Below are 20,168 nucleotides of genomic sequence, written 5' to 3' on the forward strand. Positions count from 1 at the left end.
GAAACCACCCGGACCCGGCCGCCGGCCAGCAACGGCGCCAGCATCTGCCACACCGAAACGTCGAACGTCACCGGAGCGTTCTGCACCACCACATCCGACGACTCCAGGCCCAGATCCTCCACCTTCGCCAGCAGGTGGTTGACCATCCCGCGGCGGTGCACCATCGCCCCCTTCGGGCGACCCGTCGAACCCGACGTGAAGATCACATAAGCCAGCTCCGAACCGGCATCGCCGCGGGAAAGCGGCGCCCACTCCCGGTCCTCGGCGTCATCCAGGACCACGACCTCGACACCACCACCGGCCGCGGCCACCACCTCGGCCGCCAGGTCCTCGCACCCGGCACCCACCACGACCCGGGAAACACCCGAATCCACCAGCAGCCCGGCCAGCCGCGCCACCGGCATCCCGAGGTCCAAGGGCACGAACGCCGATCCCGACCACAACACGCCCAGCACCGCCGACACGAAACCGACCCCGGGCTCCGCCAGGATCCCGGTCACGCCACCGCTCAGCCGGCGGGACAACGCACTCGCCCGGCCCACCAAGGCACCGTAGGAAACCCACGCGCCACCATCGGCCACCGCAGCCGCACCCGGCGACGCCGCCGCGATGTCGCGCACCCGCGAAACCACGTCGGCGCCCACCGTGCCGACCGCACCGACACCGGACTCCAGCAGACCACCCAGCTCGTCCGCCGACACCACGTCGATCCCGCCCAGGACCGCCGACGGGCCGGCGGCAGCCAGCCGCCCGACGAAGCCGGCGAGCCGCTCCAGGTGGGCGGCGACGCCCTCGGCGTCGTAGAGGTCGGGGTTTCCGTTCAGGTGGATTTCGACGGTGTCCTGGGTGACGTCGAGAACGGTCAGCGAAAGGTCGTTGGTGATCCCCGTGGAAAGGTTGTTGACGCGCGTGTGGCAGTCGCCGAGGCGCAGGCCGGGCTCGGGCGGGAGCACGTTGACGAACGGACCGCCGAACGGACGGCGCTCGTCGCTGCGCACCCCGATGTCACGACGGATCTGGTTCACGTGGTAGCGCTGGTGCTTGAGGGTCGCGGCGAGCTCGCCGGACGCCTGGGTCAGCAGTTCGGCGACCGTCATGGCCGGCTCGACGATCATCCGCAGCGGCAGGTAGTTCGCCACCATGCCCGGGGTCGACCGTGAGCGCACGCCCGCGCGCGCCGCGACCGGGACGGTCAGCAGCAGGTCCTTGATGCCCGAGAGCCGCTGCGTGTAGGCCGCCATCGCGGCGATGAAGAACGTCGGCAGGGTCACCTTCGCTTCCGCGGCCGCTTCGCGCACCGCCTTCGCCGTCTCCGGCGGGAGGACCATGGTGCGCCGCAGGAAGCCGCGGGCCGGCGCCGGCTCCTTGCCGGACAGGCTGACCAGGTCCGGCGTGGTGTCGAAGTGCCGTCCCCAGAAGGCCTTGTCGCGCGCCCGGTGCGGGGAGTCGTGGTAGGCCAGGTCGGCGTCCAGCAGCAGGCGGAACGGCGGCAACGCGCTCGGCCCCGGGTCCTCGCCGGCCAGCAGCGCGTTGTACAGCTCGCCCATGCGGCGTTGGCAGATCGCCGCGCTGAAGCCGTCGCCGATGAGGTGGTGGGTGGTGAGGTACCAGAAGTGGCGGTCCTCGCCGATCTTGATCAGGGCGCCGCGGAAGAGCGGGAAGTCTTCGAGCGAGAAGGGGTGCCGCATGTCTTCCTGCATCCAGTCGAGCGCGGCGCTCACCGGATCGGCTTCCCCGGTCAGGTCCGGGTAGCGGATCGGGAGTTCGGGCAGCGGCTCGATGAGCTGACGCGGTTCCCCCTCGACCTCGACGAACCGGGCCCGGAAGCACTCGGCTTCGTCGGCCAGTGCCCGCAGGGTCGCCTCGAACACGGCGACGTCCAGCGGCCCGGTGATGTCCAGGTAGTCCGCCATCGCGTAGGCGAGGCCACCACCCGAGAGCTGTTCGTCGTACCAGACGTCGGTCTGTGCGGTGGACAGGGGCAGGAATGCGTCGACCGCGGTCATCAGGGCACCTCGAAGAGTGTTTTGGAGAACGGGGATTCGTGTTCGGCACCGTCGTGCAGCGCGTCGGGGCCGTAGTTGTCCTTGACCCACTGGTCCTGGTAGATCGTGTCCAGGTAGCGATCACCGAGGTCCGGCGAGATCACCACCGCCGTGGCCGCGTCGTTCGCCTCCAGCCAGCCGAGCGCGCCCGCCAGCACCATGCCGGAGGCGCCCCCGAGCAGGAAGCCGCGCTGGGCGAGCCGGCGGCACTCGCGGATCGCGGCCGTCTCGTCGACCCGCACGACGTCGTCCACAAGGGACAGATCGATGACGGGGAACCGCACGCTCGTGCGCAGGGCCGTGCTGCGCCGGGCGGCCCGCGGTCCGGGGCCGACGCACTCGACGGCCACGATCCGCACCTGCGGCCGGACCTGGCGCAGGTAGCGGGCGCACCCGGTGAGGGTGCCGGCCGAGCCGACCCCGACGAAGAGCACGTCGAGATCGGGGACGGTCCGCAGGATGTCCGGGCCGGTCGAGCGGAAGTGGGCCATCCAGTTGCCCGCGTTCGCGTACTGGTCGAGCCAGGTGTAACCGTCGTTTTCCGCGCACAGGCGGCGGACGAGCCGCAGGCCCGCGGCCGGATCCTGGGCGACCAGCACCTCGGTGCCGAGGTTCTGCATCAGCTGCCGGGTGAGCAGCGTGCTCCGCGGGTCGGTGACGCAGACGAACCGGTACCCGCGGCTGGCCGCGACCAGGCTCAGCGCCACGCCGAGGTTGCCCGACGACATTTCGACGATGGTCGAGCCCGGGCGCAGCACGCCCGCGCGCTCGGCCAGCGTCACCATTTCCAGCGCGGGCTTGAGCTTGCTCGACCGCGCGAAGTTGAAGCCCTCGCACTTCATGAGGACCCGCCGGCCGACGACGTGGCGGAGGTCGACGTACAGATCCGTGACGTCGAACTCCTCCGGCCTCGTGATCACCTGCAAGACGAACCTCCGGTCAACGTTTTCCCGCCGTGCGCGGGAAAGGGGTCGCCGCGGCCGATCTTTCCCGCGACCAGGCCCTGGAAGACGGTCAATTTCTGGATGTTGCCGGCGCCTTCCATGAACTCGACGCCGCGCGCGTCCCGGGCGAGCTTGTCCAGCACCGGGTGGTCCCAGCGGGCCCGCGGCCCGAAGAACCCGCAGGCCTCCAGCGTGGCCTCCTCGGCCAGCCGGCACGCTTCGGCCTTGGCCGCCGAGGCGAGGTGGCCGCGGGAGCCGTCGGCGTCGACCTCGATCGCGGACAGCTGCACCAGGTGGCGCACGCCGTCGATGCGGCGGCCCAGCAGGTCGAGCCGGTCGCGCTCAGCGTGGCCGAGCCGGTCGCGTTCGGTCCGCACGTAGTCGTGGGCGGCCGCGGCGATGCCGACCGCAATCGCGGCGACCCCCGGCCGCAGCCGGTTGAAGGTCTGCACGCAGGCCCACATGCCGCGCCGGGCGGGCGATCGGTCCCGGCCGAGCACGCGCTCGGCCGGGACGGCCACGTTCTCCAGCGTCAGCTCGCAGATCCGCGCGGCGCGCAACCCCAGTGTCTCGAGCGGCTCGGCGTGGAACCCCGGGTCCGCGGTGTCCACCAGGACCGCGGTCACGCCCAGCGGGCCGGGCCCGGTACGGGCGAACACGACCCCCAGCGCGGCTCGCGCGGCGTTGCCGACGTACTTCTTGCGGCCGTCGAGGCGGTGCGCCCCGCCCTCGGACGACGGCGAAAGCGCCGTCTCCAGCGCGGTGGCGTCGGACCCGCGGTCGGGCTCGGTGAGCGCGAAGAACGTCCAGGTGGGCCGCTCGAGGAGCCGGCCGTAGAACCATTCCTTCTGCAGCCGGTCGGCCAGCACGTCGACGAGCACGCCGGACATCGACGCGCCCGGGCCGGCGAGCATCAGACCGGCGTCGCCGCGGGCGAGCTCTTCGAGCACCACCGCCCGCTCGATCGCCGTCATGCCGTGGAAGCGGTGCGCGCCGAGGTGCAGGCCCGCCCCGCCGTACTCCTCCGGGACGAGCATGGCGGCGAGAGCGCGGACACCGGCCAGGCCCAGGTGCTCGCCGACGGCGTCGGGGTCGAGGTCCAGGCCGGCGCCCGCGGCGCGGAACTCCGCCCCCCACTCGCGAGCCGCGTCCCGCAGCGTCGAAAGCCGTTCGTCCAGCACCGTCGCGGTCATGCCACGGCCTCCGGCGTGTAGGCCCCCGCGAGCAGCTCGGAGACGTCCGCGACCTCACCCGCGCCGCCCCGGGTGAACCCCGCGGCGCCCAGCAGGCGCAGCAGGACGCGGTCGGTTTCGGTGAGCCGCCGGTGCAGGTAGGACAGGGCCTCCGGCGGCGGGGCCGGGTCGTGCGCGGTCAGGAAGGCCCGCACCTCGAGCTGGCCGGTCAGCGCCTCGGCGACGGCGCCCTGGACCATCTGGCGGCGCAGCAGGGTGGTGTCGCCGCTGCGTCGCCCGCCCAGGTAGGCGAGGCCGGTGTCGAGCAGGGCGCCGGACAGGCCCAGCCGCAGCCACACCGACCCGGTCGTCAGGATCGGGTCGGGGTGGCTCGCGGGCCGGTGAGTCCGCACCAGGACCACGGCGCCGCCCGGCAGCTGCGCGGTCCGGACCACGAGCACGTCGCCGTCGCGATCCGCCGGTCCGGCCGGCCGGACCGCGGCACCGCCGGCCCCGAACACGGACGTCCCGGCCGGCAGCGCCGCGTGCAGCACCGCCAGCGCCGGGGCCATCCCTTCCGCCCGGGCGGTGTCGTGGCACCGCAGCCAGGTCGCCGTGATCGGCGGCGAGATCGTGGTCATCGCTCAGGCGGCCATTTCTGCCGAGACGAAGCGGGCCAGCGACCCCACCGACTCGAAGTGGCTCATTTCCAGGTTCTCCGCGTCGAACTCGATCCCCAGCGCCTCTTCCAGCTGCATCAGCAGCTCCAGCACGCCGGTGGAGTCCAGACCGGCGTCCGAGAGCCGGGTCTCCGGACCGAGGTCGGCCACCTCCGCCTCCAGCACGGACTCGAGCGCGGCGCAGATGCCCGCGACGACGCGGTCGTCCAGGACCTCCGTCGAGTCAGCCATGGTTTCCGTCACAGTGCTCACCATTCCTTTCGTAAGACAGCAGTCGTTACTGTGTTGATCGTTACCGATCCGACCGGCAGCCACGGCGGAACGGCTGCCGGTTGAGCGGGTCAGCTCGCCGACCGTGTCCGCCTACCTTCGGCCGGATCGGTAACCACGAGCCCGTGAGCGGGCCTCGAGTTCTTGTTCCGCCGGAAAGCGGCCCTATCCCGCCGCGACGGGGTCCATGCGGGCGAGCCCGCGGGCCTCGCGCCGCCGCAGCCCCCGGGAAGTGCGCAAGGGATCCCAGCCGGGCCGCCGTTCCGGGAGCAGGTCGGGGTTTCCCAGCACCGCGGCGTGCCCCTCGGCGAGGACCGGCCGGCCGAGGATCGTCGAGGCGCACCGGGCGCCCGCGGTGGCGACACCGACGATGCCACCGCCGTTGAGGATGCTTTGTCCGGCAAGGTAAAGGCCCTCGACGCCGGTGGCGATGCCCGGGCGTTGCCCGAGCCGGCCCCAGCTTTGCAGGCCGTACGCGGTTCCCCCGGTGGAAAGCGTGTAGCGCTCCTGGGTCAGCGGCGTCGACGTCTCGACGTGCACGATGTTCCGGCGGAACGGCCCGATCGCCGCCTCGGCCAGGTCCAGCATCTGCTCGGTCAGCCGCTCCTTCGCCGCGAGGTAGGCCGGCTCCCGCCGGTACCGGGTTCCTCCGGTGGGACCGTCGGTGAGCCCCCAGTGCGCGTAACCGGGCGGGCAGGCCGTCATGATCTGGAAGTTCGTGTGCCCGGGCGGGCACGCCGCACCCGCCTGGGGATCCTTGAGGGAAGCGAAGGACAGGAACGCGAACGGCAGCTCGTCCAGCCGGCCCGATTCCAGCCCCGCGTACGCCGCGTCGACGTCTTCGCCGGGCCAGTACCAGATGTTCGCGTTGGGCAGCGACAGTTCCCGGTCGAGCGCCACGTAACAGACCGCCGAGGGCAGGCGCATCGTCGCCGTCTCGGCGCGGTCGACCGCGGAGTCCGGCAGGTTCTCCCGGCCGTCGCACAGTTCCAGGACCGTGCGGCGGTAGTCCGCATTGGACACCACCACCGGTGCGCGGTGGGTGCTGCCGTCGGCCAGCTCGACGCCCGCCACCCGGCCGTGGTCGATCAGGATCCGGCGCACCCGCGTGCGGGTGAGCAGCGTGCCACCGTGGGACTCCAGCAGTTCCACGAGCGAAGCCGCGATCACCTGCCCGCCGCCCTCCGGGTAGTAGGCGCCGCGGAGGTAGTCGTCGAGCATCATCGCGTGCGCGACGACGAGCGTGCCGGCCGGCGCGGAACCGTAGTTCCCGGACTGGGCCGCCAGTACGGTGCGCGCCCGGGCCGACAGGCCACAATGGTCGAACAGCTGCGCCAGCGTCCGGCGGCTCCAGCGCAGCATCACGGCCGGGACCTTGCCACCGGCGTCCGCGGCGAAAACCGACGCACGGCAGGCCTGCCCGATGCTCGCGCACACGGCGACGTAGCGCGTGATGCCGTCGGCCTCCGCGGGCAGCGCGGCCCGCAGCCGCTCGGCGTAGCGGTCCCACCCGGTCGGCACGTCCACGGTGACGCTCGGCAGCACGATCCGGTCGAACCCGTCGGGGTCCATGGGGTGGAACCGCACCCGGTCGGCGAGCCCGAGCCCGGAGAGGATCGACGGCAGCAGGCCACCCGGCCCGCAGTCGCCGAGGTAGTGCACCCCCACGTCGAACTGGTAGGCGCGGCGCCGCCGGAACACGTGGCTGTTGCCGCCGGCGACGTCGTGCTGCTCCAGCACCAGCACGCGCATTCCGCTCGCGACCAGGTAACCGGCACACACGAGGCCGCCGATCCCGGAACCCACGACGATGGCGTCCCAGTGCTCGGCGGCCTTCTCTTCGGTGTCCACGGCTCGACGTTATGCCGGGGCGGTGACCTCGGGCTGACCGCGCGCTGACAATCTGGGGGAGAGTCGTCAGCGCCTCACTGGGGTCTCGGCCGGCCCGAGGTCACCTATTCAGGGGCGAGCGTCGAAGGTGACGGCCTGGTGCGCAACGCGAACCACGTCGGCGCACAAGTGGCCACCACCGTCAGCACGACGGCCAGCCCGAGTATCACAAGATATATCCACAGTGGACCGGACGGGAAGAGGCTGTCCGAGACCGCCGCGCTGAACGGCACCAGCATTGAAGCGGCGACCAGCGTGCCGAGGAACGCACCGATGGCGGCCACCATCCCCGCTTCCACGGCCATCATGCGCATCACCTGGCCCCTGGTCGAGCCGATGAGCCGCTGCAGCCCGAACTCCCGCCGCCGGTTCGCCGTCGCCATCACCAGCGTGTTGACCATGGAGATCGCGGCGTACACGAGCAGGAGCCCGACGATCAGGTAGTTGACCCAGGCGTTGGCCTGCGTCTCCGCCACGAAGGCCTTGGTCAGCGCCTCCCGGCCGGCCACCTGCACGCCGGCCACGTCCCCGACCCGGCCGCGCAACGACGCGAGCAGATCGGCTTCCGTGGTACCGGGCTTCGCCGTGACGAGGATCCGGTCGGCCGCGCCCCCGGCGGTGTGCGGCGCCAGTGTGTCGGCCGGCATCAGCGCGGAGGCCGAGGCCGCCGTGGTCCGCAGCGTCGCGACGACGTCCAGGGTGACCCGGGACCCGTCGCCCAGCCGCATGACGATCTTGGCCCCCACGCCGACGCCCAGCCGCTGCGCGAGGTCCGCGGGCAGGGCGATCGTGTCCCCGTGCAGCGCGTCGAGCCGGCCGCTGGAGACGATGCTCCCCCACGCCGCCGCCACGCCGTCCGCCGTGACACCGGTGAGGTCCACGCCGTCCTCGTCCTGCGTCGCGTCCGACGGCTTTTCGTTGTACCCCTTGCTCGTCACGAACGCCGTGGCCCCGGCGGCGCCGGGAGCCTGCTGCACGGTGGCGATCAGGCCGGGGGGCAGGTCGCCGGTCGCCGAAGTCACCACGGCGTCGGCGAGCAGCGAGTCGGAGTACTGCTTCTCCGCGGCCGCCACCTCCGTGGTCTGGAAGTACAGCATGAAGATCGCGAGACCGGTGGCGAGCATGATGGGGGTGACCGCACCGGCCATCGGCATCCAGCGGGCCCGCGCGTTCAGCGAGGCCAGGTAGCCGGGCAGACCGCCGAACGCGCGGATCGGCCGGCGCAGCACCGCCACCAGCAGCCGGGTGAGCCCGGGGGCGAACAGTGCCACCGCGGTCGCCACCAGCGTGACGGCCGGGCCGGCCGTGCTGGCCGCGAGCGGGCCGTCGACCACGGTGATCGTCAGGTAGGCCAGCGCCACCGCACCGAGGAGGCTCGACACGCCCAGCCACAGCCGCGTCGGGGTCAGCCAGCGCGTGGGGATCGCCGTCTCCCGCATCGCTTCGACGGGACGCGTGCGGCCCGCGTACCGGGCGGCGACGAACGCGGCACCCCACGCCGAGCCCAGGCCCACGATCGCCGCGGCGATGACCGGGCCCAAGCCCTGCTCGAACTTGAACACCGGCTGGACCACCCCGAACCCGGTCAGCCGCCCGAAGAGCCAGTCACCGAGCAGCATGCCGGGGAAGATCGCCAGCCCGGTGCCCAGCGCACCGATGATCATCGCTTCGCCGGTGATCATCCGGCTCAGCTGACGCGGGGTCGCGCCGATCGCCCGGAGCATGGCCACCTCGCGGCGGCGCTGCTGCACCGAAAGCGTGAGGGTGCTGGCGACGACGAACATCGCGACCTGCGCCGCGAGGCCGCCGAACACGGCCGCGAGGATGATCAGCAGCTCGCCGTCGCCGGAGGCCTTGGCGAACTCGGCGGAGCCGCGGGCGTCGCCGGTCAGCGTCACCGCGTGCTGGTCACGCACGGCGGCCGCGATCTGCCCGCTGACGGCGGTCACGTCCGCGCCGGGGGCGAGCTGGACCCCGAAGGCGTCGACCTGCCCGGCCGCGGAGCGCAATCCGGCGGCCTCGGCGGGCGAGAAGAACACCGCGGCGGCGGCCATCCGGCGGCCCGCGTCGGCGATGCCGGTGACCTGGTAGGAGTGGACTCCCCCGCGGACGGCGACGTCGACCTGGCCGCCGGCGTGCGCGCCGATCCGGCCGGCGGTGGCGGCGTCCAGCACGACTTCGCCTTCGCGCACCGGGGCCACGCCGTCGGTCAGCCGGAACGGTGCCAGCTCCGCGGAAACCCAGCTGTGGCCGGCCTGCGTGCCGGGCACGGACGGCCCGCCGTCGTCGCCGAGCACCTCGGCGTGGAAGGAGGTGTCGGGGACCACGTGGGCGACCCCGGGCACCGCGCTGATCGTGCTCGCGAGGCCTTCGTCCAGCCGGACTCGCTCGGACAGCGTCGCGGTTTCGTGGTAGGCGTCCTCACCGGAGCCGACCGTGGGCAGGTCGTAGGACTGGTTGCCCGCCACGACGATCGGCGCGGCGGCCAGCCGCTGCGGCGGGATCACGGTCTTGATGCCGGTCTCCATCAGGCCGCCGCAGGCGAGCATGACGGCGGTGCCGACGAACACCGAAACCAGGGTGGCGATGAAACCACCGGTGCGGTAGCGCAACGTGCGCAAAACGAGGGCCAGCATCAGCGCGTCAGCTCGCTCAGTCGGGGGCCGTCCTGCGGTCGTTGCTCCGCGCGGGCGACGAGGGCGGTCATCCGGCGGGCGACCTCGTCGGGGTTCGGCTGCTGCAGCTCGTCGACGACGCGGCCGTCGGCGAGGAAGAGCACCCGGTCGGCGTAGGAGGCGGCCACCGGGTCGTGAGTGACCATCACGATGGTCTGCCGGGACACGCTCTTCGCTTCCTGCAGAAGGGTGAGCACTTCCTGGGCGGAGCGCGTGTCGAGGGCGCCGGTCGGCTCGTCGGCGAAGATGACTTCCGGGTGGGTGACGAGCGCGCGGGCGATCGCGACCCGCTGCTGCTGTCCGCCGGAAAGTTCCGCGGGCCGGTGGCGGCGCCGCTGGCCGAGCCCGACCTGGTCGATGACCCGGCGCACCACGGCCGGGTCCGCCCGCCGTCCCGCCAGCCGCAACGGCAGCGTCACGTTCTGCTCGACGTCGAGCGCGGGCAGCAGGTTGAAGGCCTGGAACACGAACCCGATCCGGTCGCGCCGCAACCGGGTCAGCTCGACCTCGCGCATCAGGCTGAGATCGGTGCCGCCCAGCACGACCGTGCCGGACGTCGGCTTGTCCAGGCCGGCCGCGCAGTGCAGCAGCGTGCTCTTGCCCGATCCCGACGGGCCCATCACCGCGGTGAACGTGCCACTCGCGAAGCCCGCCGTCACGTCGTCCAGGGCCACGACTTGCGCCCGGTCCTTGCCGTACGCCTTGCGTACGGACAGCAGCCGCACGACTTCGACCGTGTCGCCTTGCTGGTACATCTGCGGCTCCCCTGGCGTGCTTCGCTTCTTCGAGCTTTACCGCGATCACATTACGAAGGCGCGGGCCGGTTTCCGAGGGTGCTAGGGAGCGGAAGTTTGCGGGGGTTAGCACTACCGCGGAGAACGGGCCCACCTGCGCATAATGGGCGCCATGACTAGCGGAAGCCCGGTCGCCACCATGACGCGGTCGCTGCTGCGCGACGGTGGGCAAGCGACGTTGCGAGGCGGCGCGCTCGCCGTGGTGGCGCTGACCGAACTGGTGATGTTCGTCGTCGTGGTCACCGCCGGCTCGTTGATCGGCGTGGGCGTGGGACTGTTCATGCTGCCGCCGGCCGTGCTGATGATGCGGTACCTGACCGATCGGGTCCGCGCGTCGGCCGCCGCGTGGTCGGGCGTGCCGATCGCCGCGCCGTACCTGCCGGAGCCGGCCGGGGCGAGCTCGCCGGTGCGCCGTTGCCACCACCTGCTCGGCGACCGCGCGAACTGGCGCGACGCGTTGTGGCTGCTGGTGGACAGCTCGATCGGCATCCTGCTCACCCTCACCCCGCTCGCCCTGATCGTGCACGGGTTCCGCGGGCTCATGATGCCGTTCTTCGTCGGGTCCGAGACGGCCGAGTGGCTCGGCAGCTGGTACGTCATGATCCCGGTGGACGACCAGCCGACGGCCTGGTTCGCCGCCATCCTCGGCCTGGCGCACTTCCCGCTCGCGCTGTGGAGCGCGCCCCACCTCCTCCGGCTGCACGCGCGGCTCGCGGCAACCCTGTTGTCGCCGACGGAGGTGGCCCGGTTGACGAACCGCGTGCAGCACCTGTCGGAAAGCCGCGACGACGCCGTGGGCACGCAGGCGAGCGAGCTGCGCCGGATCGAGCGCGACCTGCACGACGGGGCGCAGACCCACCTCGTCGCGATGGGGATGACCCTCGATGCCGCGATGCGCGTGCTCAATTCCCACCCCGAGGCCGCGCGGTCCTTGATGGACGAGGCGAAGAACAGTTCGGCCAAGGCCTTGCAGCAGTTGCGCGACCTCGTCCGGGGCATCCAGCCACCGGTGCTGGTGGACCGCGGCATCGCGGACGCGATCCGCACGCTGGCGCTCGAAAACCCGCTGCGCATCGAGACGACGATCGACCTGCCGGGCCGGCCCTCGCTGGCGGTCGAGACCGCCGCGTACTTCTCGGTGTCCGAAGTGCTGAACAACGCGATGAAGCACTCCGGGGCGCACAGCGGCGCGATCAACGTCCACCACGAGTCCGGCCGCCTGGTCATCAACATCAGCGACAACGGCCGCGGCGGCGCGAACACCGAGAACGGAACGGGCTTGCGCGGCATCGAAAAGCGGCTCGCCCCGCTCGACGGCTTCGTCACCATCCTCAGCCCGCTCGGCGGGCCGACGATGGTGACGATCGAGATCCCCTGCAGCCTCGAGCCTTGACCGTTTTTCGCGGTCAGTGCTTCAGATAAGCCAGCACCGCCAGCACCCGCCGATTGGCGTCCTCGGACTGGGGAAGGTTCAGCTTGGCGAGAATGTTGTTGATGTGCTTGGAAACGGCCTTCTCGGAAACCACCAGCACGCCGGCGATGCTGCTGTTGGACCGGCCCTCGGCCATCAGCTTGAGCACCTCGCGCTCCCGGGCCGTCAACCGTTCCAGCCGGTCGTCGCGGGTGTTGTGCGTCAGCAGGCGGGTCACGACGTCCGGGTCCATCACCGTGCCTCCGTGGGCGACCTGGCGGACGGCGTCCACGAACTGGTCGCCGTGGAACACGCGGTCCTTGAGCAGGTAGCCGACCGAACCCTCGCCGTCCGCGAGGAGTTCGTCGGCGTACAGCCGTTCCACGTACTGCGAAAGGACGAGCACCGGGAAGCCCTGGATCTGCCGCCGCGCTTCGATCGCGGCACGCAGGCCTTCGTCGGTGAACGACGGCGGCAGCCGGATGTCCACGATCGCGATGTCCGGCCGTTCGCGCAGCATCGCTTCCAGCAGATCGGGCCCGTTGTCCACCGCCGCGGCCACCTCGAAGTCGTGCGCCTCGAGCAGCCGCACCAGACCGTCCCTGAGCAGGAACTGGTCTTCACCGATGACCACGCGCACTTTTCCGTCCCCCGCTTCGAGCCCGACCAACGACCACCATCATAGGGCCGCTTCAGTCCGACTCGGCCACCACGCAGACACCCAGCGCGCGGTGGTGCGGGTCGTAGTCGGCCAGCAGCGCCGGGCCGGTCACGGTGCCGTCCGCGAGCGGCGCCCAGAGCCCCGTGCACGGGAAGCCGGCGGGCGCGGTGATCGCGCCCGGCCAGGAACCGGTACGGGCGAGCCCGGTGCCGATGACGACGGCCTCCGAGCGCCCGAACCCGGCCACGGTGGCCGGCACGGCGTCCGGCGCCACTTCCGGCACGTAGCCGACCCGGACCGACCGTCCGCCGTCCGCCTCGAACAGCAGGGCCGTGGCGGCGTCGCGGAGGCGTTCCGGCGTGTCGTACGGCGTGACGCCCTGGTCCATGATCAGGACCAGCACCCGCCGGAAACCGTGGCGCCGCACGTAGGAGCCGGCGATCCGCAGGGCGCTGAACGGGGCCAGACCGCCTTGCCCGGACACGGAAAACACCAGCGGCCCGCCGGGGAGCACGGCGGTGAGGTTCACCGGCGCCGACAACCGCGGGTCGAACTCGGGCGTCGCGTGGGCGACGATGGCGAGGTCGATCTGCTCGCCGGACAACTGCCCGGCGAGCAGATCGCGAGCCATCGCGAGGAAGGGGTTCCCGCGGGCCCGCGTCACCCGGTCGGGCCGGAACCCGATTTCGTGCCCCCGGCTGAGGTCGGCGTAGTAGCGGTGCAGTTCGGGGACGTCGATTTCCCGGTCCCCGGGGCCGAACTCACGCCGGATCGCCAGCGCCAGGCGCAGCGGCAGCAGCCGCAGGCCCGGCGCGGGCGCGGAGGACAAAGGGATCGCGGCCGCGCGGTACATCGCTCAGCGCTCCGCACCCACGGCGACCGGCGGGGCGAACTCGTGCAGGTGCTGACGGCGCAGCAGATCCGCGGGCTCGTCCCGTTCGCTGACCAGGTACGCGTGTCCACCGTGGACGATGACCTCGGCCGGATAACCGTGGCTCAGGAACAGCACCGGTGACGCCGTCGGGCCGTAGGCGCCCGATCGGCCGACGCCGATCAGGTCGCCGGGGCGGACCGCCGGCAGGGCGGCCTTCTTGGCGAGCACGTCGTTGGGCGTGCACAGCGGCCCGGTCACCTGCCAGGTTTCGGTGGCGGGCTCGTCGATGCGGTTGAGCAGCCGGATCGGAAAGTCGCGCTTGACGTAGGACCCGATGCCCACGGCGGCCATGTGGTGGTTCGTGCCGCCGTCGGCGACGGCGAAGTTCTGCCCCAGCGACGTCTTGGTGTAGCGGACGCGGACGACGTAGGTGCCGGAAGTGGCGGTCAGGTACCGGCCGAGCTCCATCACGAGCCGCGTCGCGGGGTGCCGCTGCGCGAACTCGTCGATCACCGGGTTGAGCATCGAGACGAGCAGGTCGCGGTCGAGGTCCCGTTCACCGTCGAAGTACGCGACCCCGAGGCCGCCGCCGACGTCGACCATTTCGAGCGGGAAACCGATCCGGCGGGACAAGCGTTCGGCGAGTTCGAAGATGCGCCGCGTGTTCTCGATGATCGGTTCCTCGTCGAGGATCCGGGTGCCCATGTAGACCTGCACGCCCATCAGCCGCAGGTGCGGGTGCCGGGACACGAGGTCGGTCGAGGCGAGCAGCTGCTCTTCGTCGATGCCGAACTGACGCGGCTTGCCGCCCATGGTGAGCCCCGAGCCCTTGACCGCGAAGCTCGGGTTCACGCGCAGCGCGACCCGCGCTTCGATCCCCCGCTCGCGGGCGAGGTCGTCGAGGAGCCGGAGCTCGCCGAACGACTCGCAGACGACGGTGTAGACGCCTTCGTCCAGGCATGCGGCCAGTTCCGAAGCACTCTTGCCGGGGCCGAGGAAGATGATGTCCTCGCCGGCGACCCCGGCTCGCCGGGCCGTGATCAGTTCGGCCATCGACGACACCTCGGCTCGCGCGCCGTGGGCGTGCAGCAACGCGCAGACCGAGATGTTCGGATTGGACTTCAGCGAGTAGAAGATTTCCAGCCGCGGGTGCAGCCGTTCCCGCAGGGCGGTCAGCCGGCCGCCCAGTTCGTCGCCGTCGTAGACGAAGAGCGGAGTGCCGTAACGCTCCGCGAGCTCGGCGATGCCGACCCCCTGGATCTCGAACTCGACACTCATGCAGCACTCCTCATTTCCGGAAGACCATGGCGGAAAACGTCGACCCCAGGCCGACGGAAATCATCAGGTAGCAGGACCCGGGCGGCAGCAGCCCCAGGTCGTTCGCGGTGTGGTAGTTCAGGAACGGATCGGCGCAGAAGCAGTGCCCGGTCGTCCCGACGTTCTCGAGGAAGATCTTGGCGCGCGGGATGCCCAGCGCGCCGCTCGCGCGGACCCAGGAGATCTTGTTGACGTTGTGCGGCAGGACCAGGTCGATGTCGTCGACGGTCAGCCCCGCCGCCGCGACGGCCTCGCGCGCGATGTCCGCGACCGCGCCGGGGTAGATCCGCCGGAACTGCGCGGCCTGCTCGTCGTCGAGGATCACTTCGCCGCCCGGACCGCCCAAGGTGGCGGTGGCGTACCCGAGCATGACGTCCTGCTCGGCACCCGGCCCGACGAGGACCGCCGCCGTGGCCTCCCCCATGATCGCGACATCGGGAATGACCTGCGCGGAATGGGTGAACGCCTTTTCGCCGGCGAGGATCAGCGCGAGGGCGTCGGGGTCGCCGTCGGCCGCCAGCAGCGTGCCGCACAGGTCGACCGCGAGCAGCCCGGAGGCGCAGGCGTGATCGGTGACGGTGAGCAGGGTCGCGTGGGTGAGCCCGAGCGCCGCCCGCACGTCCACCATGGGGTTGACCGGGTACGGGTTCGCGGCCGGCATCGTCTTGGCGCGCACGACGTAGCGGACGCGCTCTTCCTGGCCGATGAGGAATCCGAGCTTGCTGACGGCACCCAGCACCATGTCCGCTTCGGACTCACTCGACCGGCAGACGTCGGAAAGGCCGTACATCCGGCGGAATCGGCGCAGCTGCGTGGCCGAGAGGGCCAGCTCGTCCTGCAGCGAATCGATCGACACGGTCGTCGGCACGTAGGTCGACACCGCCACCAGCGAAGTCATCGCGCCGTCAACTCCCATCACGTTGCCGCTCGTCGTTGCCCGGCAAGAATCGCGGCGAACGCTGACAGGGCACTGACCACCCGCTGACCGGGCCGGCGGAGTCAGGCGGACGGCTCCCCGAAGGCCTTCAGCAGCAACCGGTGCAGGGTCTCCTGTTCCCGCGGGGTCAGCCGGGCGAGCAGCTCGCCGGTGACCGCACTGGAGACCTCCTCGACCTTCCCGACCGTCTTCCGGCCGTCCTCGGTGAGGGTGAGGACGTGCCGGCGGCGGTCCTCGGTGTCGCGTTCCCGCGAGACCCAGCCCGCGGCCTCGAGCCGATCGAGCACCTTCACCAGATCACTGCGGTCCAGGCCGAGCCGGTCGGCGACGCGCTGCTGGGCCAGCGGGCCGTATTCGCCGATGCAGACCAGGACGTAGTAGTCGCGCAGGGCGACGCCGTGCCCGGCCAGCGCGGCGTCGATCCGGCCGACACCGCTGCGGTGCAGCTGCCCCATCACGTAGGTGGGCCAGCGCAGCAGCGCCCGCGGACGGTCGGGCGAGGAAGCGGCCATGCCGGCGAGCATAGGCGCAGACCGCGGGTTGGCACAATTGTAGGAGCTCCCTACAGTATGAGTCATGGAGGAAGCCCGAGTCGCCCTCGTCACCGGCGCGAGCCGCCCGCAAGGCCTCGGCTTCGCCGTCGCCCGGGAGCTCGCCACCCGCGGCCACCACGTCGTCCTCGCCGGACGCAACCTCGACCGGACACGCACGCTGGCCGCGCAGTTGTCCGGCGAAGGGCTCTCCGCCGGCGCCGTGCGCCTCGACGTCACGGCCCCGGCGGACGTCTCGGCCTGCGCCGAGTTCCTCCGCACCACCGCCGGCCGGCTCGACGCCCTGGTCAACAACGCCGCCGCCATGCCCGACTTCACCACGACGTCCCTGCTCGACGCCGACCTGACCGAGGCCCGCACCGCCTACGACGTCGACGTCCTCGGCACCTGGGCGCTCGTGCAGGCCTGCCTGCCGCTGCTGCGGGCCGCCCCCGCCGCCCGGATCGTCAACGTTTCCAGCGGCGCCGCCACGCAGATCGACGCCGGGGCGGGCCTGCCCCAGGGTGTCCGGTCCCCCGGCTATTCGCTGGCCAAGTACGCCCTCAACGCGTTCACCGCGACCCTCGCCGCCGAACTGCGCGGCACCGGCATCCTGGTCAACGCCGTCGACCCCGGCTCGGTCGCCACCCACCCCGAACGCGGCGACGACGCCGGCGACCGCTCCCCCGCGGAAGCCGCGCTCGACGTCGTCCGGGCGGCGACCCTGCCCGCCGACGGCCCCACCGGCGCCCTGCTCAGTGCCGGCGCCCCAGGGCTTCGCGTTTGACGAACCCGATCACGCCGGTCGCGACGAAGAGCACCGCGCCCACGATGATCAGCCAGAACAGCCCCTTGACGACAATGCCGAGCACGACCAGCACGGCCCAGATCACGAGCAGCGCGACGAGGATTCCCATGGCGTTCCCTTCCGAACGGTCAGCGCGGAGATACCCCGCGCGCGGGGCGATTACTCTCGAACGCCCTCGGGTCACCCGTTCTTCACGACAGATCGCCCCATTTCGGGCTCTCGCCAAGGCGGCACCACCAACTCACCCATCACCATGGGCATTTCCGACGAGAAAAAGTGCGGGGGTTGTATGCGTTTCCGGCCAAGGACAAGCGCCTGCATGCGGTTGGCGGAGCCGGTCTTCGCCAGTCCTCCTGGGCGGATCTGCCCGGCGGCTATTCCGCCCGGGCCGGGCGGAGCACCCGGCGGACGGCGCCGCGCAGCCACTGGTGGCCGCCGTCGGCGGTGTGGCGTGGGTGCCAGGCCATGCCGATCGTCACCGGTGGCAGGCGCAGCGGGATTTCCAGCACGCGCAATCGCAGCGCGCGCGCCACGTCGCCGAGTGGTGAAGGAGGCTCGCCCGGCAGCGCGATCGGCACCAGGCAAACCACGTCCCCCGCCGCGGCCAGCGCCATCGCCGCCAGGTGGCCGGGCAGGACGGCGCTGACCCGCCGGCCGAGTCCCTGCTCGGCCAGGGCCGCATCCAATGGGCCCGTGAAGCGTCCTCTACGGCTGACCGCCACGTGCTCGGCCGCGGCCAGCCCGGCGGGTGTCAGTGGCCCTTCGGCGAGCGGGTGCCCGGCGTGGACGCCCGCCGCCATCCGCAGTGTGACCAGCTCCTCGACCCGGGTCTCCGGGTCGACGTGGTCGATGGCCCCGATCTCCAGATCGACCCGGCCCTCGCGCAGCGCGGGGCCCGCCTCCCACTCCTCGGCCGGCACCCGCAGCGAGACGCCCGGCGCCTCGCGCCGGGCCAGCTCGAGCAGCCCGGGCGCCAGCGCCGCGCCGACCAGGTCCGAGGCCTGGACGGTGAAGGTGCGCCGCAGTACGGCGGGGTCGACGCCGCCGCTCGGGGTCAGCAAGGCCTCCAGCCGGCGCACCACCGCGGCGGCCTCGTCCCGCAACGCCTCGGCGCGCGGGGTGGGCACCATCGCCTGCCCGGCCCGCACCAGGAGCGGATCCTGGAGCACCCGGCGCAGCCGGGCCAGGGTGCGGCTCATCGCCGCCGGGGAGGTGCGCAGCCGCGCGGCGGCCCGCGTGACGCTCTGCTCGGCCAGCAGGGCGTCGAGGGCGACGGCGAGGTTGGCGTCGAGATGCGGAACTGGGCTGGTCACCGGCATTATTCCGTTTCAGGCAACGATGGGATGCTGAAGTTCCCATTGTGGCAATGCGGTGCGGTCCGCACGCTGAAGGGGTCATTCCGATCCCCACAGACCGCGAGGATTCATGATCGTCATCACCGCCCCGACCGGGAACATCGGCCGGCGGCTGCTGTCACTGCTGCTCGAAGCCGCACCCGCACGCGGAGAGGAGCTGCGCGTCGTGGTCCGCGACCCCGCCCGGCTCCCCGAGGCCGCGCGCGGACGCGTCGAGGTGGTCACCGGCTCGCACGGCGACCCCGAGACCGCCGACCGCGCCTTCGCCGGCGCCGACGCCGTTTTCTGGCTGGTGCCGCCGGATGCCTCCCGCGCGCCCGAAGAGGCGTACAGCGGCTTCACCCGACCAGCCGCGCAGGCGTTCGCGGCTCACGGCGTCGGCCACGTCGTCGGCGTCTCGGCGCTCGGCCGCGGCACCCCGCCGGCCGCCCGGGCCGGGCTGGTCACCGCAGCACTGGCCGTGGACGACCTGATCGCCGGCTCCGGTGTCGCCTACCGCGCCCTGGCCTGCCCGTCCTTCTTCGAGAACCTGCTGGAGGAGGCCGGCTCGATCCGCGAGAACGGCGTCTTCACCGACACCGTCGCCGCGGACCGTCCGGCCCCGCTGGTGGCCGTCGCCGACATCGCCGCGACGGCGGCCGGGCTGCTGCTGGACCGCTCCTGGACCGGCGCCGGCAGTGTTCCGGTCCTCGGCCCGCAGGACCTGTCACCCGACGACCTGGCCCGCATCATGACCGAGGAGCTGGGCCGTCCGGTCCGCTACCGGCGCGAGTCACTCGACGACCTGCGGTCCACCATGCTCGGCTACGGCCTCGACGAGGCGTTCGTCGAGGGCATGGTCGAAATGAAGCGCGCCAAGGACCAGGGCTTGGACTCGGGCGTCGACCGGGTGCCGCAGGCGGTTCCGGCCACCGGATTCGCGCAGTGGTGCGCGCAGGTCCTCAAGCCCGCCGTCCTCGCCTCCACGGAGGCCGCCGGTGCCCGCTGATCGGACCGAGCCGCCGGTGACGGCGTTCCTGCTGGTCAAGACCACGCCCGAGTGGCTGGCGATGACCGTGGCCGAACGCGTCCGGGCCTTCACCACCCAGGTGGGGGGACCGAGAACGGCTACGCCCGCACGTACGGCGTGGAACCGGCGGCGACCCTCGCCACCTGACAGCAGGTGTGTGCGGGCATCGACAGCCCGGGTTCGTGAAGGCCGCCTCGAGGAACTCGGAATCCCTCAAAGCGGCCTTCACGCCGGAAGGACGTGCCCGGAAAACGCGACAGCGGCTCAGCAGGGGCCGATGGAGGACGCCTGGTCGTTCGGATCCTTGCCGACGTAGCTGAGCGCCGTGCCCGCGTTCATCACCGTGTCGTTGCGGCCGGCGTAGTTCTCGTGCCAGTACCAGCAATACACCTGTCCCGTGTTGTTGACCCACGAGCTCAGCTGATCGGACCAGGTTCCGTTGTTGTTGTTGTGCTTGGAGCTGCGGCAGCTCGCGCAGGCGAAGGCGCGGAGGTCCGGGGAGGCGTCACCGGCCGGGATCACCAGCACCGTTCCCCCGAAATCCTTGTGTTCGTACAGGCAGACCGAATTCGCCGGGCAGGACGCGAGCGCCGCGGCGGGCAGCGCGACCGGAGCCCCGGACCCGGCCGCGGCGATACCCGTGATCGTCAGGAAAAAGGTCGCACCGATGCCCGCGAGTGCGGCAAAACGGGATCGAAGTGTCGGCATCTGCTATTACTCCCTTTCGATGGGCGGTAATGCAGGCGAGCGTAACGATCGCACTCGGGAAATACGTTGTCACATCTCGCAAATCCGC

The 20,168-nt window shown here is 71.8% G+C and carries 20 protein-coding genes; 4 read left to right on the forward strand and 16 right to left on the reverse strand.

The features are described from left to right. From AB0M80_RS42820 to AB0M80_RS42855, 8 genes are all read right to left on the reverse strand, one after another. Positions 1 to 2,006, reverse strand: a 2,006-nt coding sequence (locus AB0M80_RS42820) for a condensation domain-containing protein (RefSeq protein WP_364576292.1), incomplete at its 3' end; no start/stop codon positions are given. Continuing rightward, complete coding sequence (locus AB0M80_RS42825) at positions 2,006 to 2,971, reverse strand: pyridoxal-phosphate dependent enzyme (protein ID WP_364576293.1); 966 nt, start codon at positions 2,969 to 2,971, stop codon at positions 2,006 to 2,008. The genes AB0M80_RS42825 and AB0M80_RS42820, both read right to left, overlap by 1 nt. Continuing rightward, positions 2,962 to 4,182 carry an acyl-CoA dehydrogenase family protein gene (locus AB0M80_RS42830; protein WP_364576294.1) on the reverse strand — a complete coding sequence of 407 codons (1,221 nt, stop codon included), beginning with the start codon at positions 4,180 to 4,182 and terminating at the stop codon, positions 2,962 to 2,964. The genes AB0M80_RS42825 and AB0M80_RS42830 overlap by 10 nt, the downstream gene beginning before the upstream one ends. Further along, positions 4,179 to 4,802, reverse strand: a complete 624-nt coding sequence (locus AB0M80_RS42835; protein WP_364576295.1) for a DUF2786 domain-containing protein — start codon at positions 4,800 to 4,802, stop codon at positions 4,179 to 4,181. The genes AB0M80_RS42830 and AB0M80_RS42835 overlap by 4 nt, the downstream gene beginning before the upstream one ends. A 3-nt stretch (positions 4,803 to 4,805) precedes the next feature. Continuing rightward, positions 4,806 to 5,072: an acyl carrier protein gene (locus AB0M80_RS42840; RefSeq protein ID WP_364576296.1), complete on the reverse strand. Its 267-nt coding sequence runs from the start codon at positions 5,070 to 5,072 to the stop codon at positions 4,806 to 4,808. A gap of 204 nt (positions 5,073 to 5,276) precedes the next feature. Then, the gene (locus tag AB0M80_RS42845; protein WP_364576297.1) at positions 5,277 to 6,962 is read right to left on the reverse strand and encodes an NAD(P)/FAD-dependent oxidoreductase; all 1,686 of its coding nucleotides are present in this window, start codon (positions 6,960 to 6,962) and stop codon (positions 5,277 to 5,279) included. Positions 6,963 to 7,066: 104 nt separating this feature from the next. Beyond that, complete coding sequence (locus tag AB0M80_RS42850; RefSeq protein ID WP_364576298.1) at positions 7,067 to 9,637, reverse strand: FtsX-like permease family protein; 2,571 nt, start codon at positions 9,635 to 9,637, stop codon at positions 7,067 to 7,069. Then, the gene (locus AB0M80_RS42855; protein ID WP_364576299.1) at positions 9,637 to 10,431 is read right to left on the reverse strand and encodes an ABC transporter ATP-binding protein; all 795 of its coding nucleotides are present in this window, start codon (positions 10,429 to 10,431) and stop codon (positions 9,637 to 9,639) included. The genes AB0M80_RS42850 and AB0M80_RS42855 overlap by 1 nt, the downstream gene beginning before the upstream one ends. A gap of 151 nt (positions 10,432 to 10,582) precedes the next feature. On the opposite strand from AB0M80_RS42855, the gene AB0M80_RS42860 reads away from it, so the two are divergent. Then, entirely contained in the window at positions 10,583 to 11,863 is a 1,281-nt protein-coding gene (locus AB0M80_RS42860; RefSeq protein ID WP_364576300.1) for a sensor domain-containing protein, read from the forward strand. A gap of 13 nt (positions 11,864 to 11,876) precedes the next feature. Here AB0M80_RS42860 and AB0M80_RS42865 read toward each other — a convergent pair whose 3' ends face one another. The 5 genes from AB0M80_RS42865 to AB0M80_RS42885 all read right to left on the reverse strand — a co-directional run bounded on the left by AB0M80_RS42865 (position 11,877) and on the right by AB0M80_RS42885 (position 16,182). Beyond that, positions 11,877 to 12,521: a response regulator transcription factor gene (locus AB0M80_RS42865; RefSeq protein WP_364576321.1), complete on the reverse strand. Its 645-nt coding sequence runs from the start codon at positions 12,519 to 12,521 to the stop codon at positions 11,877 to 11,879. 52 nt (positions 12,522 to 12,573) lie between these two features. Continuing rightward, positions 12,574 to 13,395, reverse strand: coding sequence for a hypothetical protein (locus AB0M80_RS42870; RefSeq protein WP_364576301.1), 822 nt, complete (start codon positions 13,393 to 13,395; stop codon positions 12,574 to 12,576). A gap of 3 nt (positions 13,396 to 13,398) precedes the next feature. Beyond that, the gene (gene lysA / locus AB0M80_RS42875; RefSeq protein WP_364576302.1) at positions 13,399 to 14,694 is read right to left on the reverse strand and encodes a diaminopimelate decarboxylase; all 1,296 of its coding nucleotides are present in this window, start codon (positions 14,692 to 14,694) and stop codon (positions 13,399 to 13,401) included. A gap of 10 nt (positions 14,695 to 14,704) precedes the next feature. After that, positions 14,705 to 15,631 (reverse strand): 3-oxoacyl-[acyl-carrier-protein] synthase III C-terminal domain-containing protein, encoded by a 927-nt coding sequence (locus AB0M80_RS42880; RefSeq protein WP_364576303.1) that lies wholly within the window; start codon positions 15,629 to 15,631, stop codon positions 14,705 to 14,707. Between the two features lie 101 nt (positions 15,632 to 15,732). Next, positions 15,733 to 16,182, reverse strand: a complete 450-nt coding sequence (locus tag AB0M80_RS42885) for a MarR family transcriptional regulator (protein ID WP_364576304.1) — start codon at positions 16,180 to 16,182, stop codon at positions 15,733 to 15,735. A 64-nt stretch (positions 16,183 to 16,246) separates the two neighbouring features. Between AB0M80_RS42885 and AB0M80_RS42890 the strand changes: the two genes are divergently transcribed. Continuing rightward, entirely contained in the window at positions 16,247 to 16,987 is a 741-nt protein-coding gene (locus tag AB0M80_RS42890; RefSeq protein WP_364576305.1) for an SDR family NAD(P)-dependent oxidoreductase, read from the forward strand. Here AB0M80_RS42890 and AB0M80_RS42895 read toward each other — a convergent pair. Together AB0M80_RS42895 and AB0M80_RS42900 are read right to left on the reverse strand one after the other, a co-directional pair. Continuing rightward, on the reverse strand, positions 16,956 to 17,117 hold the full coding sequence (locus AB0M80_RS42895) for a hypothetical protein (RefSeq protein ID WP_308676469.1): 162 nt from the start codon (positions 17,115 to 17,117) through the stop codon (positions 16,956 to 16,958). The two genes, AB0M80_RS42890 and AB0M80_RS42895, sit on opposite strands and share 32 nt — an antisense overlap. A gap of 265 nt (positions 17,118 to 17,382) precedes the next feature. Continuing rightward, on the reverse strand, positions 17,383 to 18,321 hold the full coding sequence (locus AB0M80_RS42900; protein ID WP_364576306.1) for a LysR family transcriptional regulator: 939 nt from the start codon (positions 18,319 to 18,321) through the stop codon (positions 17,383 to 17,385). Positions 18,322 to 18,433: 112 nt separating this feature from the next. Between AB0M80_RS42900 and AB0M80_RS42905 the strand changes: the two genes are divergently transcribed. Both AB0M80_RS42905 and AB0M80_RS42910 read left to right on the forward strand, forming a co-directional pair. Continuing rightward, on the forward strand, positions 18,434 to 19,351 hold the full coding sequence (locus tag AB0M80_RS42905; RefSeq protein ID WP_364576307.1) for an NAD(P)H-binding protein: 918 nt from the start codon (positions 18,434 to 18,436) through the stop codon (positions 19,349 to 19,351). Between the two features lie 16 nt (positions 19,352 to 19,367). After that, positions 19,368 to 19,688 (forward strand): darcynin family protein, encoded by a 321-nt coding sequence (locus tag AB0M80_RS42910; RefSeq protein WP_364576308.1) that lies wholly within the window; start codon positions 19,368 to 19,370, stop codon positions 19,686 to 19,688. On the opposite strand, the gene AB0M80_RS42915 is transcribed toward AB0M80_RS42910, so the two are convergent. Beyond that, positions 19,637 to 20,080: a peptidase inhibitor family I36 protein gene (locus AB0M80_RS42915; protein WP_364576309.1), complete on the reverse strand. Its 444-nt coding sequence runs from the start codon at positions 20,078 to 20,080 to the stop codon at positions 19,637 to 19,639. The genes AB0M80_RS42910 and AB0M80_RS42915 overlap by 52 nt on opposite strands. Positions 20,081 to 20,168: the final 88 nt, after the last annotated feature.

The sequence above is a fragment of the Amycolatopsis sp. NPDC051045 genome, from assembly GCF_040682955.1.
Lineage (GTDB): Bacteria > Actinomycetota > Actinomycetes > Mycobacteriales > Pseudonocardiaceae > Amycolatopsis.